Below are 13,852 nucleotides of genomic sequence, written 5' to 3'. Positions count from 1 at the left end.
TTATGTGATGAAGGGATTTATCATGATGAGAATCCCAACGGCCATAGTGTGTGGTGTTTTACGTTAGATGGTCAGCAGAAGGAAATACACATTGATAGAAAGCTCGAAGAAATGGATGCGCCGGCTGTAGATGATTGTTATGGACTTGCAGAAAAAAACGGCTTGATTTATATGCTGTATTACGGAGATGCAGTCATTGCCGCATTTGATGAAACGGTCGTGAGACGAGTATGGATTCTGTCGGATAAAGAGCCGAACTCAGAAGCATTTTATCAGCTTGCGATATCTGAAGAAGGTTTTTTGGTTGGGACGTTCAATTGTTACAGTGAAGAGCTTGAGTCGTCTCTTTATTTGATTTCTGCCGATGTGAGTCAAGAGATGGAAGAGATAACATGCTATGACTCGAACGGTGAAGCCCTAGACGTTCAACAGCTGAAACTGACAAGCAACGCTGTTTACGCAGTGGCCTCTTCTGGTGTTTATAAACAGGATATCCAATAGGTGTAGGGATGAGATGATGATGAATTGGCAAGCCTTAAGTCAGACAAAACAAGACCGCATCTGGTCAGAAGTGAACAAGATCATAAAGTGGAGGCCCGGAAACAGATTTCATCATATCATCCCGCCTGATCCATATCGAGTGTTTGATATCTCAAGCGGGATGAGCAGTAAAGCTGGTTATGATGATGTGAGCAGAGTGCTGAGTGATTTAGAGACTTCTATTTTAAAAGCATTTCAATCATGTACTGGAGAGCACGATGTGATGTACGCATTAGATTGGCAGCATGACGGATATACCTTTAGCCCTCATCAGGCAATGCCTAAGGATGAATTTGGCGAATGGCCTGTTCCCGTATTTCCAAATGGAGATTATTATTTCTTTCTTCACCAGGATTTTTCTTGGGGGCTTTTGGGTGATCCGTGGAAATGTACCATCACTGTGTTTGGTGAAGAATTATTGAAGGTAATCGATAAATATCCGCCTATCCTGTTTCAAGATAGATGAGTGTTCTGAAAAACGGAGGTGAAACATGGGCTTTTGGGAAGAGAAATATAAGAATAAAAAGATATTCGTAAGTGATGATGGTTTGGATATTTGTCACGACGCCATCGAAGATTTTCACGCTGTGTTCCTTGAACAATTGGATCGCAAGCCTACTCTAAATGAATTTGTTTATACTCTCTTACAGGTATTAAACTCAGACGGCGATTCATTTTTTAAAGAATTAGAAGGAAAACAAGTCACCGATATCAACCTAAAGATGAAAAAAAGAACTACTTTAAGTGAAGTTAGGCCTGGTGCTGTCATTGAAATCCCTTTACAGCAAATCAATCAGTTTACATATGCATTAGTGGTAAAAGGAGATTTGGCAGCAGATAAAAATGATGATGTTCTCATTCAGTATTTTGATATTTTTACAGAGGAACACTTGAGTAAAGATGACATTTTTCTCATGATGGCAGAAAAGCAAAGAGCCCTTTTTATTGCGAATACAGGATATACAGGCTTTCTTCAGGGGAACTGGAAGGTTGTTTCCAAGGTGCCGATAGATCTGATGAAGAAATTTGATCAATCTGCTATAACATTTGTTATGTATGAAGATGGAAAATACCTCATTAGCCATAACGATTCACTAGCGGCAGAGAGTGATTTAATAGAAGTTGACGAAAGACACGGGAAGACCTTTAGCAATCCGATTGGGCTATTTGGTCATTTGAGTATTGAGGATGTACTTAATCAATATTTCAAGGGAACCTCGATGGAGGAATTGATCAAGTATGAGTTGTAAAAGGGGACTTTTATTGGGGGGGAGGTACATATGAGCAGATATTGTCTGGAATATGCTGATTCTGATCTTTTTCTTTTAAATGATTTTTTCAAACAATTCCCTCTCCCTATCACTGAGTATAATTGGGTCATTGGCGATATTTTGAATATGATGGATTTATCCGAGGATAAGAATCATTGGAACGATATCATTGGCGAGCGTGAAGACTATCTTTTTATCACAGGTGAGGAATTTCATTGTATATTAAATGAATTTGAGATTTATGTGATATTTTCTGTTTTAACTGCTGTGCCTAAAGAGACGATACCGTACGATTTAACACAAGTTCCGTTTGTTGATGGGAATGCTGACTTTTATGAAGATGACTATACCTCCCCTGTGAAAGAATGTGTTTTTGAAGTCGGTTTTTGTGATTCGTCAGATCTTATTTTTACCGTTAATGAAGAAGGAATAGAAAGGATGTTAAAGGCTGCATTCCCTGATTTGAAGCCTTACTGTGAGTATGGAGTATAGGGAAGCGTCAAACGGAGGAATCAAAATTGGCAAATGAATTGAATATTTCTGGAGTTTCTCCAATTTTGTTACAGCATATCAAGAAATGGCGTCTTTATCGAGAAACAGATAGAGATGCCATTTATACGATTGAGTTAGCAGCTGTTTATCATTTCCGTCCAATTATTTTTACATTCAAAGACGTTTCAGCCGTTACGATACGAGATTTGGAAACCCTTTCGGATATGTCTGATTGCCTTCTCCGCATTGAATTGCAGCCGCAAGGGAGGTACCTTGTGGAAGAATGGGAGGAGGAGACGTTTCGCTTTTATTGCCGGAAATATGAGATGACAGAAGAGAGAGGATCACGTGTTTGAAAAACTGAGAAAAAGACAGAAAGAGCTTGAAGAATCGCCGTATCCTGATGAATTGTACGGCTTTGAAGCGGAAATGATTGAATTTTTTATGCTTGTTGACGGCAGTTTGGATTATGTGCTGGCAAATAAAAGGATGCCCCGGCATCAGCGGCGTTCGTTGGAGAAAAGCTTTTTTGAGCTGTATCCTGACATCCCGCTGGATATGATCAAAAACGATACTGATTTGTATCATCACATTCTTTTGTATGAGCAAGTCAGACAAGAGATTTGCGCTGCGCTATCCAACTGATAAGGGGAAGATTTTATGGAAATAACCGCTATAAGCAGTATCGGCAATTTAGACATGATCGCTCTTAAGCCTCATCAAGTTGTTATGTCTTGCGAACTTGAAGAAGCAGAGTCGTTTTATCGTTTTTGGGAAGGGCTTGCATACGATCGAATCATGATACAGGTAATAACGACTGGTTCATTTATAGAAGACCTGTCCGAGTACTTTGAAGGTTATGCTTACAAGGTGATAAAACTAGCGAAAAGAGAATTCCATTTCCAATCCATATTACAGAGAGCAGATTGGGACATTGCAGGACTTCTCTTTCTGTTAGCTTCCATCAATGATGATGTTTTTCTGATTACTGATCCTCAACCGGATAAAAGCTATTTTTCCGAAGGCAAACTCCAGTGCCTGACGGACTCAGGTGAACGGATCATGTGGTTTGAATACGATGCTGCGGAGATCTATATGGTTGGCGGTAACTAAAAATAGGAGAGATTCATTTGAATATCACACAATACGAGAAAATGAAAAAACATCTTTCTGATGCGGATACAGGTCCATTTACATTAAACGAGTTTTCTTTCTATATGAAAGAAGATGATCGTTATATTCATATTCCTGTGTTTGAATTAAAACTATCTGCTCAAACCTGTGACATTCAATTGCGGTTTGAAAACATTAGTGCATCAAAGCTGGATGACCTTGAATCCATCAATGCGGTTGAGTTGGAGATTGAACCGACTGATTATCAATGGGAAAGACTCCGTTATTATGTGTATGATCAAGAAAACCAAATGAGTTTCTATTGCGGAGGTTGGGATGTGATCAAGTGTGACAAGAAGTCACACTGATTTTCCCCTTTTTGCTTGAGACCCCCCACCTCATTTTTATTCTTCAACGCAATTTTTTTCTGCCTTCATCCATCATAAAGAAACAATCACCGAGGAACTGGATCATGGTGGTGTCTACCGGTATCATCCATACTGGTATTGTCTATTTGCTGTTTTTTATAGTTTGCGATTCTTATCAACAAAGTTTATTTCAATTATTGCCTTCCTCGACCCGGCTGTCGCAATCGTACTCGATACCGTCTTTACGGGTTTCCGCCCAGACCTCTATCAAACACTAGGCATCGTAATGATCTTTGCGGGCATGGCTTTGACGCTTGTCAGGAGGCAGGGGAGGCGGATGTGGTTGCTGAGAATTCTCAAATGTAAAGAATATCGAATGATAAAAGCAGCTGTCGAAGGCAGTTGCTTTTGTTTTATTTCCAAACGTTCTCAAGCAGAACAGGAAATGAATCTAAAGAAATGAGTCTATAGTCATTATGTATGCGAGATGCATGATAAATCTCCATAATTTAGTATTTTAGGAGGATGCATCATCTTCTAATCATGATTATCATATTTAAAGATGATAAAAGAACTATATGAGAGCGGGAGGAATTACATAATGAAAAAGAAGAAATTGATCATGACCTTCGTTGCTTTTGTTATCGCATTGACAAGCTTTACAGCTATAGATCTTGCCGGTAACAAAGCTCAAGCAAAAGATTGGGTGAAAAGAGGCAGTATTTGGACTACCCATTACCATTCAGGCTCATTCAAAAACTATACGTACTCACCTGCATTTCAGATTTTTTATTCAGGTCAAGGAACGAATGCAAGCATAAATGCAAACGGATCTGGGAGCGGGAACATAAAAGCCGAGATGCAACAGAAGACAAGTAAAGGGTGGAAAACCATTAAAACGTTTTATGCAAAGAAAAAGGGTTATACCAACTTGAGCTACAGTAAAGCATCTAAGAGCTATAAAACAAAATACAGATTTAAATTCAGTAATACAGGAACTAAAAAAACGATTAATTATACATTCGCTTCTCTTTATTAAAAAACAAAACCCCAGCCTTCACTCAAGGTTGGGGTTTCTGCGTTTGACTCGCCAAATTCTGAAGACAGCGGCTGCGTAAGTAAGGGTAGCCGGAATAGTGATGGCGATGAGAAAGATAAAAAGGATGTGTATGGTGTTATGAAGTACGGTAGCTTCAGCAGAAAAAAGCATACTCCTGATGACAGTGAAAGCCGCGGTAAGACAGAGCATAAACAATGTGATATAGCGAAGGGTATATTCACTTTGTTTGTATTTATCAATCAAGGTTGAACGGTCGGAGTAAATCGGCTTCGTTCCGGGTGCAGCGGCAAAGATATGTGTGGTGTATTCAGAACAAACATGCTCCCATCCAGCATTTTCGAATATGTCAAGGTATTCATCCATGCTGTCATCATTGACGGCACGATAGTCTAAGCTGTAAATCAAATTCTGCGGTTCAGCTTTTCTAAGCTTATACCCCATAAACGCAAATGAATCGAGCACCCAGCCTTTGCAGGCCATATCGCTGAGTCTCTTCATATCCTTTTCTTCTGAAAACGCCAATCCTTCAGACATCATATATTTTTTCCGTTTCATGACTAGTCCCCTTTCAATTGTTGAAAAGCGCGTTCTCCGTGTTCAGCCATCACTTTTCTGCGCTGAATTTCTTTTTTGAGTAGTTCTTGGCCGTGCAAGGTGGTTTGGTACACTTTGCGGCGTGGGTTGTCGTTGTTGACAAGTTCAATGATCTCTTCCTGCAGCAGTTTCTTTAACAATGTATATAAAGTAGCTGGGCCGATCGTAAAGGAGTCATCGGTCATTTCCTCAATCTCCTGCATGATCGAATATCCGTGTTTTGGCTCCAGCAATGTTAAGACAATATAATAGGCTGGATCGGTGAGCTGATCCATTTCCTGCGGACGTTGCTTTGGCAAGTGGTCACCTCATTTCCTATATCAATAAATGATATATCAACTATTGATATAATAAAATCTTCCTTTCTGTTTGTCAACGCAATTTTTTTCTGCATTCAGTCATCATAAAGAAACAATCACCGAGTATGCATTAATGTATGCGTTTTCATATAGGGGGTTTCTTGATGAAAAAATGGATGGCAGCGGTTTTTGTGATGATGTTGATGTTGTGTTTTGGCGGGATTGAGAATGTGAAGGCGGCGGAGCCGAAGGTGTATCAGTTTGACTTTGGAAGCGGTTCGGTAGAGCCTGATTACATTGGCGTCAGGGCGTCTGATCGGTATGACCGGTCAAAGGGCTACGGTTTTCAAACACCGGAGAATATGAGGGATGTGGCGGCATCCGGGGCTGGTGTGAAGAGGGATGCGGTTCAGTTTTTAGCGTATGGGACGAAAAGCAATAACACGTTTAATGTGGATCTCCCGAATGGCCTTTATGAGGTGAAGGCGACGCTTGGCAATACGGCAAGGGCCAGTGTGGCGGCGGAGGGCGTGTTTCAGGTCATTAATATGACAGGGGATGGCGCGGAGGATACGTTCCAAATTCCTGTCACCGACGGGCAGCTGAATCTGCTGGTGACAGAGGGGAAAGCTGGCACCGCTTTTACGCTTAGCGCCTTGAAAATAAAGAAATTGTCTGATCAGCCGGTGACGAACCGAACCATTTATGTCGGCGGCGACTCGACGGTGTGCAATTATTATCCGCTCAACAGCAGCAAGCAGGCGGGCTGGGGGCAGATGCTGCCTCACTATATCGACAAACACACTTTTCAAGTAAGAAATATGGCGTCCGGCGGGCAGATCGCGAGAGGGTTTCGAAATGACGGACAGCTGGAGGCGATCTTGAAGTACATCAAGCCGGGTGATTATTTTATGTTGCAGCTTGGCATTAATGACACAAATCCGAAGCATAATGAATCTGAAGCGGAGTTTAAGGAGATTATGCGTGATATGATCCGTCAGGTGAAAGCAAAGGGTGCGGAGGTCATCCTTTCAACACCACAGGGACGGGCGACAGATTTTACTTCTGAAGGCATCCATTCGTCTGTCAACCGATGGTACAGGGCTTCTATTTTGGCTTTGGCCGAAGAGGAAAAAACACACCTCATTGACTTAAATGTCCTCAGCTCGGCTTACTTTACATCAATCGGCCTGGAAAAAACACTCGCATTATACATGGACGGAGATACGCTGCATCCAAACCGCGCGGGAGCCGACGCACTGGCGCGACTAGCCGTTCAGGAGTTAAAACGCCAGGGAATCGATGGCTTTTAATACGTCATTTTTCGACAAAACACATATGCCTTCGTCAATTAGAGTATAATGAGAACATCTGCAAGAGACAGGAGTTTATACATGAGTCATTTTAAAAACTATCAAATCAGTCATGACATTTTACGAGCATTAGAAGGACTGGGATATACAGAACCGACCAAGGTGCAGCAAAGCGTGATCCCCGCTGCCCTTGAACGAAAAGATCTTGTCGTCAAATCACAGACTGGAAGCGGGAAAACGGCTTCGTTCGGGATTCCTCTCTGTGAGCTGGCGGATTGGGATGAAAACAAGCCACAGGCGCTTATTTTAACACCGACCCGTGAGCTTGCCGTACAAGTAAAAGAGGATATCACGAACATCGGACGATTTAAACGAATCAAAGCGACATCCGTGTTTGGAAAATCATCCTTTGACAAACAAAAAGCTGAGCTTAAACAAAAAAGCCACATGGTTGTCGGCACGCCGGGACGTGTACTGGATCATATCGAAAAGGGCACGCTGCCGTTAGACCGTCTCTCCTATTTGGTCATTGATGAAGCCGATGAGATGCTGAATATGGGCTTCATCGAGCAAGTAGAGGCGATTATCAAGCATCTGCCGACAGAGCGCACGACGATGTTGTTTTCGGCAACGCTGCCGGAGGATATTGAGAAATTGAGCCGTCAATATATGCAAAACCCGCAGCATATTGAAATCAAAGCGGCCGGCCTAACCACAAAGAATATTGAACATGCGGTGATTCAAGTAAGAGAAGAGAATAAGTTTTCTTTGCTGAAAGATGTGCTGATGACGGAGAATCCCGACAGCTCCATCATTTTCTGCCGGACGAAAGAGCATGTCAATCAGCTGACCGATGAATTGGATGACTTAGGATATCCATGCGATAAAATTCACGGCGGAATGATTCAGGAAGACCGGTTCGACGTCATGAATGAATTTAAACGGGGCGAGTATCGGTACCTAGTTGCAACAGATGTCGCCGCGCGCGGGATTGATATTGAAAATATCTCCCTTGTCATCAACTACGATCTGCCGCTTGAAAAGGAAAGCTACGTCCACCGCACGGGCCGGACGGGGCGTGCAGGAAACAAAGGAAAAGCCATTTCGTTTGTCACGGCCTTCGAAAAACGGTTTTTAGCCGACATTGAAGAATATATCGGATTTGAAATCCAAAAAATAGAAGCTCCTTCTCAAGAGGAAGTGGCAAGGAAGAAACCTGAATTTCTAGCTAAAATGAATGACCGTCCGGAAAGCAAAAAGGACAAAAGCGAAGAACTGAATAAAGACATTATGAAGCTGTATTTTAACGGCGGAAAGAAAAAGAAAATCAGAGCCGTTGATTTTGTAGGAACGATTGCCAAAATTGACGGTGTGTCAGCTGATGACATCGGCATTATCACGATCATGGATAACGCCTCTTACGTGGAGATTTTAAACGGAAAAGGCCCTCATGTTCTCAAAGTGATGAAGGATACAACCGTCAAAGGGAAAAAGCTCAAGGTGAATAAAGCGAATAAATGATGAATGACCTGCTCCCGGTTAAAGGGGCAGGTCATTTTGCTGCTGGCTGACATCGACACTGTTCTCTTCCGGCACAAAGGCGAGGATGACGATTCCGATCACAAACAAAATGATCAGGCTGAACACCGCAGTCGAGGATTTCCCGGTCAGCTGGGCAGTAACGGCAATGAGCAGCGGTCCCATAATCGAAGCGAATTTCCCGAAAATGTTGTAGAAACCGAAGAATTCATTGGCGTGGCGCTTTGGCACCAACTTGGCGAAATAAGAACGGCTCAAGGCTTGAATGCCGCCCTGCGAGGTAGCGACAAGCATAGCCAGTATCCAGAAATCAAGCGTTGTCTCCAGAAAATAGGCGTATACACAGACAATCATATAAATAACGATCCCAACGTAGAGCATTGTTTTTCCCGTAAAGCGTTCTGCCAGTTTTCCGTATACAATGGAAAACGGTGCGGCGACGACCTGGGTGACAAACAGGATGATCAGGAGGCTTGTGGGGCTGATCCCTAAATCAGATCCATAGGATGTCGACATCGTAATAATCGTACCGACTCCGTCGATATAAAAGAAATAAGCAAGCAAAAAGAGGAACAGCGCCCGGTACTGCTTAATCCGTTTCACCGTTTGGCCGAGCCGTTTGAAGCTGTTGATGACGATTTGAGGTTCTCTTTTGATGTAATAGCGCTGATGGACATGTTTCAGCATCGGGATGGTAAACAGCCCCCACCAGGCAGCCGTTATGAAAAAGGACAGCTGGCTTGCGGCCGATACAGACATCGGAATCGTTTCTGCTTGTGCAAGCAGGATGACAGCAATGCTGATGATAAATGGAATCGTGCTTCCGATGTATCCTAGGCCAAAACCCCGTGCTGAGACGATATTCATCCGTTTTTCTGAAGTGACGTCAACGAGAAAGGCATCATAAAACACGTTGGCGCCGGAAAAACCGATAGCCGATATGGTATAAAACAGCAATAATAGCAGCCAATGTTCACTCGGGATAAAGGCAAGCATCGCGGTACTGGCGACACCGGCTGACACAAAGAAGCCAAAGAACCGTTTTTTGCACCCTTCATAGTCAGCGATCGTGCCTAAAATCGGCCCGAGCATGGCAAGAATAAACGTTGAAATCGCAATGGTATAGCCTAAATAGGCAGTCGATTGAGCGGCGCCGATACCGCTTTCTGCAACCGCTGATTTATAAAATAGCGGAAACACCGCGGTGGTTACGACAATCGAGTAAGCAGAATTTGCCCAGTCATATAACATCCAGCTGTTTTCTTGTTTCGTAAAACGTTTCATCATCAGCGCCCTCCTCCGGTAACGATACTTCTATTGTACGAGAAATAGGTATGAAAAGAGTGGAATGGAAGTCAACTTTTACAAAATATTTATATTTTTGGGCTTTAAATCATACTTTTGATTTATTGCTGGGCATAGGTGCATCTGGTACCATTTATCTATATTTTCCGTATTTTCCAGAAGAGGTGCAGCAGAGAGGAGACAGGGCATGAGGCGAATAGGCTTATGCATAAGCCTGCTGATCACAGTTCTTGTGATGAGCGCATGCGAAAGTGAAGATGAGGCTCAGACGTTTGCAGATTGTGATCAAGAGACAGTAAAACAAACCACAACCAAACCGATGAGCAATAAGAATAAGCAGGACTTCCAGACACTCCCAAGCGATATGCAGCTGGCCATTGTCTTCAGTTCCATGATACGTGTAAGCGAAGCATTTGATTATGGAATCGGCAATCCTGAATACTTCGTCCGGAGCAGCATGACTGAAGAAGAAGCAGGCATTGCGAAGGAGAACCTTGAATCAATTCAATTTGATAATAAACAGCTCAAAAAGCAAAACAGCGAGGCAGTTGCTTTACTCCAAAAAACCCGTAATCAAGAAATGAGCCGCAACGAAATGCAACAGCTGAAAGAAAATAGAGCCGCTTTTTTTGAGGTCACAGAAAGCATGATCAAACTCATCAGCCAAGTTACACCGAAAAACGCGAAGAAGACAAGACAGCAGCTTGATCAACTGAAAAAACAATATACGCAATACAGCGCTGAAAGCGTCAAAATCATGAACAGCATTGTCAAGAAGCAGGGGGCTGACAAGGCATCATTTGAACGCCATCTTGAGACAATGCTTCAAAAACAGCCCAGGCAGCCGATGCTGAGTAAATTGTATTAAACAGTTCCCGTCTTTCCCTGATGATATTGACCTAGTACAAAAAGAATGTACAATCAAGGTGTAGTCTGTTCTTAGTTGATTGGAGGGGCATGTCATGAAAATTGCGAAGGTGATCAACAATAATGTGATCAGCGTGGTCAATGAACAGGGAAAAGAATTGGTCATCATGGGCAGGGGGCTCGCGTTCCAGAAAAAGACCGGCGATGATGTCGATGAAGACCGTATTGAGAAGGTGTTCACGCTCGATAACAAGGATGTATCAGAAAAATTCAAAACCCTTTTGTATGATATACCGATCGAGTGTATGGAAGTATCTGAAGAGATTATCAGCTATGCGAAATTACAGCTCGGCAAAAAGCTCAACGACAGCATCTATGTGTCGCTGACCGATCATATTAACTTTGCCATCCAGCGCAATCAGAAGGGGCTTGATATCAAAAACGCCTTGCTGTGGGAAACAAAGCGGCTGTACAAAGATGAATTTGCGATTGGCAAAGAAGCGCTGCAGATGGTGAAAAACAAGACTGGCGTGTCTCTGCCGGAGGATGAAGCAGGCTTTATTGCCCTGCATATCGTAAATGCCGAGCTGAACGAAGAGATGCCTAATATCATCAACATTACAAAAGTCATGCAAGAGATTTTGAGTATCGTAAAATACCATTTTAAGATTGAATTCAACGAAGAATCGCTTCACTATTACCGGTTCGTCACCCACTTGAAGTTTTTCGCGCAGCGTCTATTTAACGGCATACACATGGAAAGCCAGGACGATTTTTTACTCGAGACGGTGAAAGAAAAGTATCATCGCGCGTATGAATGCACGAAGAAAATCCAAACCTATATTGAGCAGGAGTATGAACACAAGCTCACCAGTGATGAGCTGCTGTATGTAACGATTCATATAGAAAGGGTAGTCAAACAAACATAATGAAAGCGTTGACATTTTTATTTCCTTGTGTTAATTTTTTCTTACATTCATATATGATAATGTTAGGATTGTTACTGATAAGCAGGCAAAACCTAAATTGCAATGAGTGCGGATGATCTCTGTCTGTGCTGATGGTAATTTAGGTTTTTATTTTTTTCAGAGGGATGGTGATGAGGGCGTTTTACAGAAAAAAACGAAACAGGGCGTTTCATAGGATTGTTACTGGTCAGGCAGGCAAAACCTAAACTACTTGTTCCTATTGCGATAGGGGTAGTTTAGGTTTTTTATTTTTTAGCAGAAGGGATGAGAGGAAAATGGGGGTTCAAGCAGTGGCAAAAGACATTTTACAGCTGGTCGGCGGGGAGGAAAATGTGCGTTCTCTTGTACATTGTGCGACACGCCTGCGTTTTACGCTGAATGATCGGTCGAAAGCGGATAAAGATAAAATCGAAGCTTTGGATGATGTCGTAACTGTAGTGGAAAGCGGCGGGCAGTTTCAAGTCGTGATCGGCAATCACGTTTCAGAGGTGTATCAAGAGATTGGAAGAATGTCTAATCTGCTGAATGATGACCAAGCTGAACGTTCTGCCCAAAAAGGGAATCTGTTCGGACGGCTTGTCGATATCGTATCGAGCATTTTTACACCTTTACTTGGCGTGATGGCGGGAGCGGGCATTTTAAAGGGCCTGCTGATGATATGTACCAATGCCGGCTGGCTCAAAACAGAGGAAACCACTTATACGATACTGTATGCCGCTGCGGACAGCCTGTTTTACTTTCTTCCGCTCTTGCTGGCCATTACCGCTGCCCGGAAATTTGGCGCGAATCTATTTGTTTCTGTCACAGTTGCGGGTGCGCTTATCTATCCAACGATCATTGAGTTGAAGAATGGCAATGCGGAAACGGACTTTTTCGGGATTCCAGTCGTGTTAATGAACTATACGTCAACTGTGATCCCGATCATTCTGGCGATATTTGTAATGAGCTATGTTGAGAAGTACTTGAACAGGGTGATTCATGACAGTGTGAAGACCTTCATCACCCCGCTGATTTGTCTTGTAACCATTGTGCCGCTCACATTAATTGTATTCGGCCCGATTGGAGTAAACGCGGGAAATGCCATCGCGTCTGCGATTCTGGCCATCTTCAGCTTTAACCCGATGCTGGCCGGCGCCGTGATCGCGGCACTCTGGCAAGTTCTTGTCATCTTCGGCATCCACTGGGGGATTGTGCCGGTCATTTTAAATAACATTGCGGTCAATGGGCAGGATTCGATCAAGCCGGCTACAGCGGCAGCCGTGTTTGCACAAACGGGAGCTGCTGTGGGTGTCATGCTGAAAACGAAAAACAAAAAATTAAAGGCGCTTGCCGGTTCCGCCGCTGTCACAGGGATTTTTGGCATTACAGAACCAGCCGTTTACGGCGTGACGCTCAGGCTGAAAAAACCTTTTGTATGCGGTGTCATTAGTGCTGCTGTTGGCGGGGCGATTATCGGACAGGCTCACAGCGTGGCCATCGCTTCTGGCGCACCCGGTCTATTGACGATCCCGATTTTCTACGGGCAGGGCTTTGCCGGTTTTATCTTGGGAATCTCGGTATCTTTTATTCTATCAATCATCTTAACGTACATCGTCGGGTTTGAAGATCCCGCGGAACAAACAGACATCAAAGCAGAATCCTCTGCACCCTCAGTCCGCCGTGAAGAGATCAGCAGTCCGTTAGAAGGAAAAGTGGTTCCGCTAACAGAAGTGAAGGATAAAGTGTTTGCATCTGAGACACTTGGAAAGGGGATAGCGATTTTGCCGGAGAAAGGCAGACTCGTCGCGCCAGCGGATGGCGTGATATCAACCGTTTTTCCGACGGGCCATGCATTCGGCATGGTCACCGATCAGGAAACGGAAATCCTCATTCACCTCGGTTTTGATACGGTGAAGCTGGAGGGTAAGCACTTTTATCCTAAGGTCGTGCAGGGACAAGCAGTCAAACAAGGTGATTTGCTTGCTGAGTTTGACCTTGATGACTTGCTAAAGGCGGGGTTTGATATGAACACGCCGATCGTCATCACAAACGCAGATCAATATACTGACGTCATTCAAACAGATCAAAAGCAAATCAAAATAGAAGAAAGAATTTTTTCTTTAATCTAAAACCATTGGAGGAAC

The 13,852-nt window shown here is 43.3% G+C and carries 17 protein-coding genes and 2 pseudogenes; 16 read left to right on the top strand and 3 right to left on the bottom strand.

Annotated features, from left to right (window positions below):
• Positions 1–48 precede the first annotated feature (48 nt).
• The 10 genes and pseudogenes from Q5C82_RS02835 to Q5C82_RS02790 all read left to right on the top strand — a co-directional run bounded on the left by Q5C82_RS02835 (position 49) and on the right by Q5C82_RS02790 (position 4,823).
• Positions 49–501: a hypothetical protein gene (locus tag Q5C82_RS02835; RefSeq protein WP_032727377.1), complete on the top strand. Its 453-nt coding sequence runs from the start codon at positions 49–51 to the stop codon at positions 499–501.
• Between the two features lie 16 nt (positions 502–517).
• Complete coding sequence (locus Q5C82_RS02830; RefSeq protein WP_079996672.1) at positions 518–1,006, top strand: DUF2716 domain-containing protein; 489 nt, start codon at positions 518–520, stop codon at positions 1,004–1,006.
• A gap of 25 nt (positions 1,007–1,031) precedes the next feature.
• Positions 1,032–1,790 carry a hypothetical protein gene (locus Q5C82_RS02825; protein WP_003218893.1) on the top strand — a complete coding sequence of 253 codons (759 nt, stop codon included), beginning with the start codon at positions 1,032–1,034 and terminating at the stop codon, positions 1,788–1,790.
• A 30-nt stretch (positions 1,791–1,820) separates the two neighbouring features.
• Positions 1,821–2,303, top strand: coding sequence for a hypothetical protein (locus tag Q5C82_RS02820; RefSeq protein WP_003218891.1), 483 nt, complete (start codon positions 1,821–1,823; stop codon positions 2,301–2,303).
• 26 nt (positions 2,304–2,329) lie between these two features.
• Positions 2,330–2,659, top strand: coding sequence for a hypothetical protein (locus Q5C82_RS02815; protein WP_003218889.1), 330 nt, complete (start codon positions 2,330–2,332; stop codon positions 2,657–2,659).
• Positions 2,652–2,948: a YxiJ family protein gene (locus tag Q5C82_RS02810; protein WP_003218887.1), complete on the top strand. Its 297-nt coding sequence runs from the start codon at positions 2,652–2,654 to the stop codon at positions 2,946–2,948. Before Q5C82_RS02815 ends, Q5C82_RS02810 begins: the two co-directional genes overlap by 8 nt.
• A gap of 15 nt (positions 2,949–2,963) precedes the next feature.
• The gene (locus Q5C82_RS02805) at positions 2,964–3,416 is read left to right on the top strand and encodes a hypothetical protein (protein ID WP_003218885.1); all 453 of its coding nucleotides are present in this window, start codon (positions 2,964–2,966) and stop codon (positions 3,414–3,416) included.
• 17 nt (positions 3,417–3,433) lie between these two features.
• Positions 3,434–3,562 (top strand): annotated as a pseudogene (locus Q5C82_RS02800) (hypothetical protein); the annotation flags it as partial.
• 317 nt (positions 3,563–3,879) lie between these two features.
• Positions 3,880–4,150: pseudogene (locus tag Q5C82_RS02795) on the top strand (EamA family transporter); the annotation flags it as partial.
• Between the two features lie 235 nt (positions 4,151–4,385).
• Positions 4,386–4,823, top strand: a complete 438-nt coding sequence (locus Q5C82_RS02790; RefSeq protein WP_003218879.1) for a hypothetical protein — start codon at positions 4,386–4,388, stop codon at positions 4,821–4,823.
• An 18-nt stretch (positions 4,824–4,841) separates the two neighbouring features.
• Here the strand turns inward: Q5C82_RS02790 and Q5C82_RS02785 are convergent, their stop codons facing one another.
• A complete protein-coding gene (locus Q5C82_RS02785) occupies positions 4,842–5,399 on the bottom strand; it encodes a DUF2812 domain-containing protein (RefSeq protein WP_003218877.1) in 558 nt (185 codons plus the stop codon).
• Between the two features lie 2 nt (positions 5,400–5,401).
• The gene (locus Q5C82_RS02780; protein ID WP_003218875.1) at positions 5,402–5,737 is read right to left on the bottom strand and encodes a PadR family transcriptional regulator; all 336 of its coding nucleotides are present in this window, start codon (positions 5,735–5,737) and stop codon (positions 5,402–5,404) included.
• 164 nt (positions 5,738–5,901) lie between these two features.
• Here Q5C82_RS02780 and Q5C82_RS02775 point away from each other — a divergent pair, with 164 nt between their 5' ends.
• Positions 5,902–7,050, top strand: coding sequence for a rhamnogalacturonan acetylesterase (locus Q5C82_RS02775; protein ID WP_003218873.1), 1,149 nt, complete (start codon positions 5,902–5,904; stop codon positions 7,048–7,050).
• 81 nt (positions 7,051–7,131) lie between these two features.
• Complete coding sequence (dbpA, locus tag Q5C82_RS02770) at positions 7,132–8,571, top strand: ATP-dependent RNA helicase DbpA (RefSeq protein ID WP_003218871.1); 1,440 nt, start codon at positions 7,132–7,134, stop codon at positions 8,569–8,571.
• Between the two features lie 18 nt (positions 8,572–8,589).
• Here the strand turns inward: dbpA and Q5C82_RS02765 are convergent, their stop codons facing one another.
• The gene (locus Q5C82_RS02765; protein WP_079996481.1) at positions 8,590–9,876 is read right to left on the bottom strand and encodes an MFS transporter; all 1,287 of its coding nucleotides are present in this window, start codon (positions 9,874–9,876) and stop codon (positions 8,590–8,592) included.
• Positions 9,877–9,923: 47 nt separating this feature from the next.
• Between Q5C82_RS02765 and Q5C82_RS02760 the strand changes: the two genes are divergently transcribed.
• The 4 genes from Q5C82_RS02760 (at position 9,924) to Q5C82_RS02745 (ending at position 13,837) form a co-directional block, all read left to right on the top strand.
• The gene (locus Q5C82_RS02760) at positions 9,924–10,085 is read left to right on the top strand and encodes a hypothetical protein (RefSeq protein WP_003218867.1); all 162 of its coding nucleotides are present in this window, start codon (positions 9,924–9,926) and stop codon (positions 10,083–10,085) included.
• Positions 10,082–10,762 (top strand): hypothetical protein, encoded by a 681-nt coding sequence (locus Q5C82_RS02755; RefSeq protein ID WP_003218866.1) that lies wholly within the window; start codon positions 10,082–10,084, stop codon positions 10,760–10,762. Before Q5C82_RS02760 ends, Q5C82_RS02755 begins: the two co-directional genes overlap by 4 nt.
• 94 nt (positions 10,763–10,856) lie before the next feature.
• Positions 10,857–11,690, top strand: coding sequence for a transcriptional antiterminator LicT (licT, locus tag Q5C82_RS02750; protein ID WP_003218864.1), 834 nt, complete (start codon positions 10,857–10,859; stop codon positions 11,688–11,690).
• Between the two features lie 314 nt (positions 11,691–12,004).
• Entirely contained in the window at positions 12,005–13,837 is a 1,833-nt protein-coding gene (locus tag Q5C82_RS02745) for a PTS beta-glucoside transporter subunit IIBCA (RefSeq protein ID WP_003218861.1), read from the top strand.
• Positions 13,838–13,852: the final 15 nt, after the last annotated feature.

This window comes from uncultured Bacillus sp., assembly GCF_958411575.1.
In the GTDB taxonomy this organism is placed as follows: domain Bacteria; phylum Bacillota; class Bacilli; order Bacillales; family Bacillaceae; genus Bacillus; species Bacillus spizizenii.
The sequence above is the reverse complement of the archived record's forward strand: the minus strand, read 5'-3'. Positions and strand labels throughout refer to the sequence as shown.

What these genes read in the sequence shown, in the direction of transcription:
- Q5C82_RS02830 (WP_079996672.1), top strand. Translation starts at nt 518, where the DNA reads ATGATGAATTGGCAAGCCTTAAGTCAGACAAAACAAGACCGCATCTGG.
- Q5C82_RS02825 (WP_003218893.1), top strand. Translation starts at nt 1,032, where the DNA reads ATGGGCTTTTGGGAAGAGAAATATAAGAATAAAAAGATATTCGTAAGT.
- Q5C82_RS02820 (WP_003218891.1), top strand. Translation starts at nt 1,821, where the DNA reads ATGAGCAGATATTGTCTGGAATATGCTGATTCTGATCTTTTTCTTTTA.
- Q5C82_RS02805 (WP_003218885.1), top strand. Translation starts at nt 2,964, where the DNA reads ATGGAAATAACCGCTATAAGCAGTATCGGCAATTTAGACATGATCGCT.
- Q5C82_RS02790 (WP_003218879.1), top strand. Translation starts at nt 4,386, where the DNA reads ATGAAAAAGAAGAAATTGATCATGACCTTCGTTGCTTTTGTTATCGCA.
- Q5C82_RS02785 (WP_003218877.1), bottom strand. Translation starts at nt 5,399, where the DNA reads ATGAAACGGAAAAAATATATGATGTCTGAAGGATTGGCGTTTTCAGAA.
- Q5C82_RS02775 (WP_003218873.1), top strand. Translation starts at nt 5,902, where the DNA reads ATGAAAAAATGGATGGCAGCGGTTTTTGTGATGATGTTGATGTTGTGT.
- dbpA (WP_003218871.1), top strand. Translation starts at nt 7,132, where the DNA reads ATGAGTCATTTTAAAAACTATCAAATCAGTCATGACATTTTACGAGCA.
- Q5C82_RS02765 (WP_079996481.1), bottom strand. Translation starts at nt 9,876, where the DNA reads ATGATGAAACGTTTTACGAAACAAGAAAACAGCTGGATGTTATATGAC.
- Q5C82_RS02760 (WP_003218867.1), top strand. Translation starts at nt 9,924, where the DNA reads ATGAAAAGAGTGGAATGGAAGTCAACTTTTACAAAATATTTATATTTT.
- Q5C82_RS02755 (WP_003218866.1), top strand. Translation starts at nt 10,082, where the DNA reads ATGAGGCGAATAGGCTTATGCATAAGCCTGCTGATCACAGTTCTTGTG.
- licT (WP_003218864.1), top strand. Translation starts at nt 10,857, where the DNA reads ATGAAAATTGCGAAGGTGATCAACAATAATGTGATCAGCGTGGTCAAT.
- Q5C82_RS02745 (WP_003218861.1), top strand. Translation starts at nt 12,005, where the DNA reads ATGGGGGTTCAAGCAGTGGCAAAAGACATTTTACAGCTGGTCGGCGGG.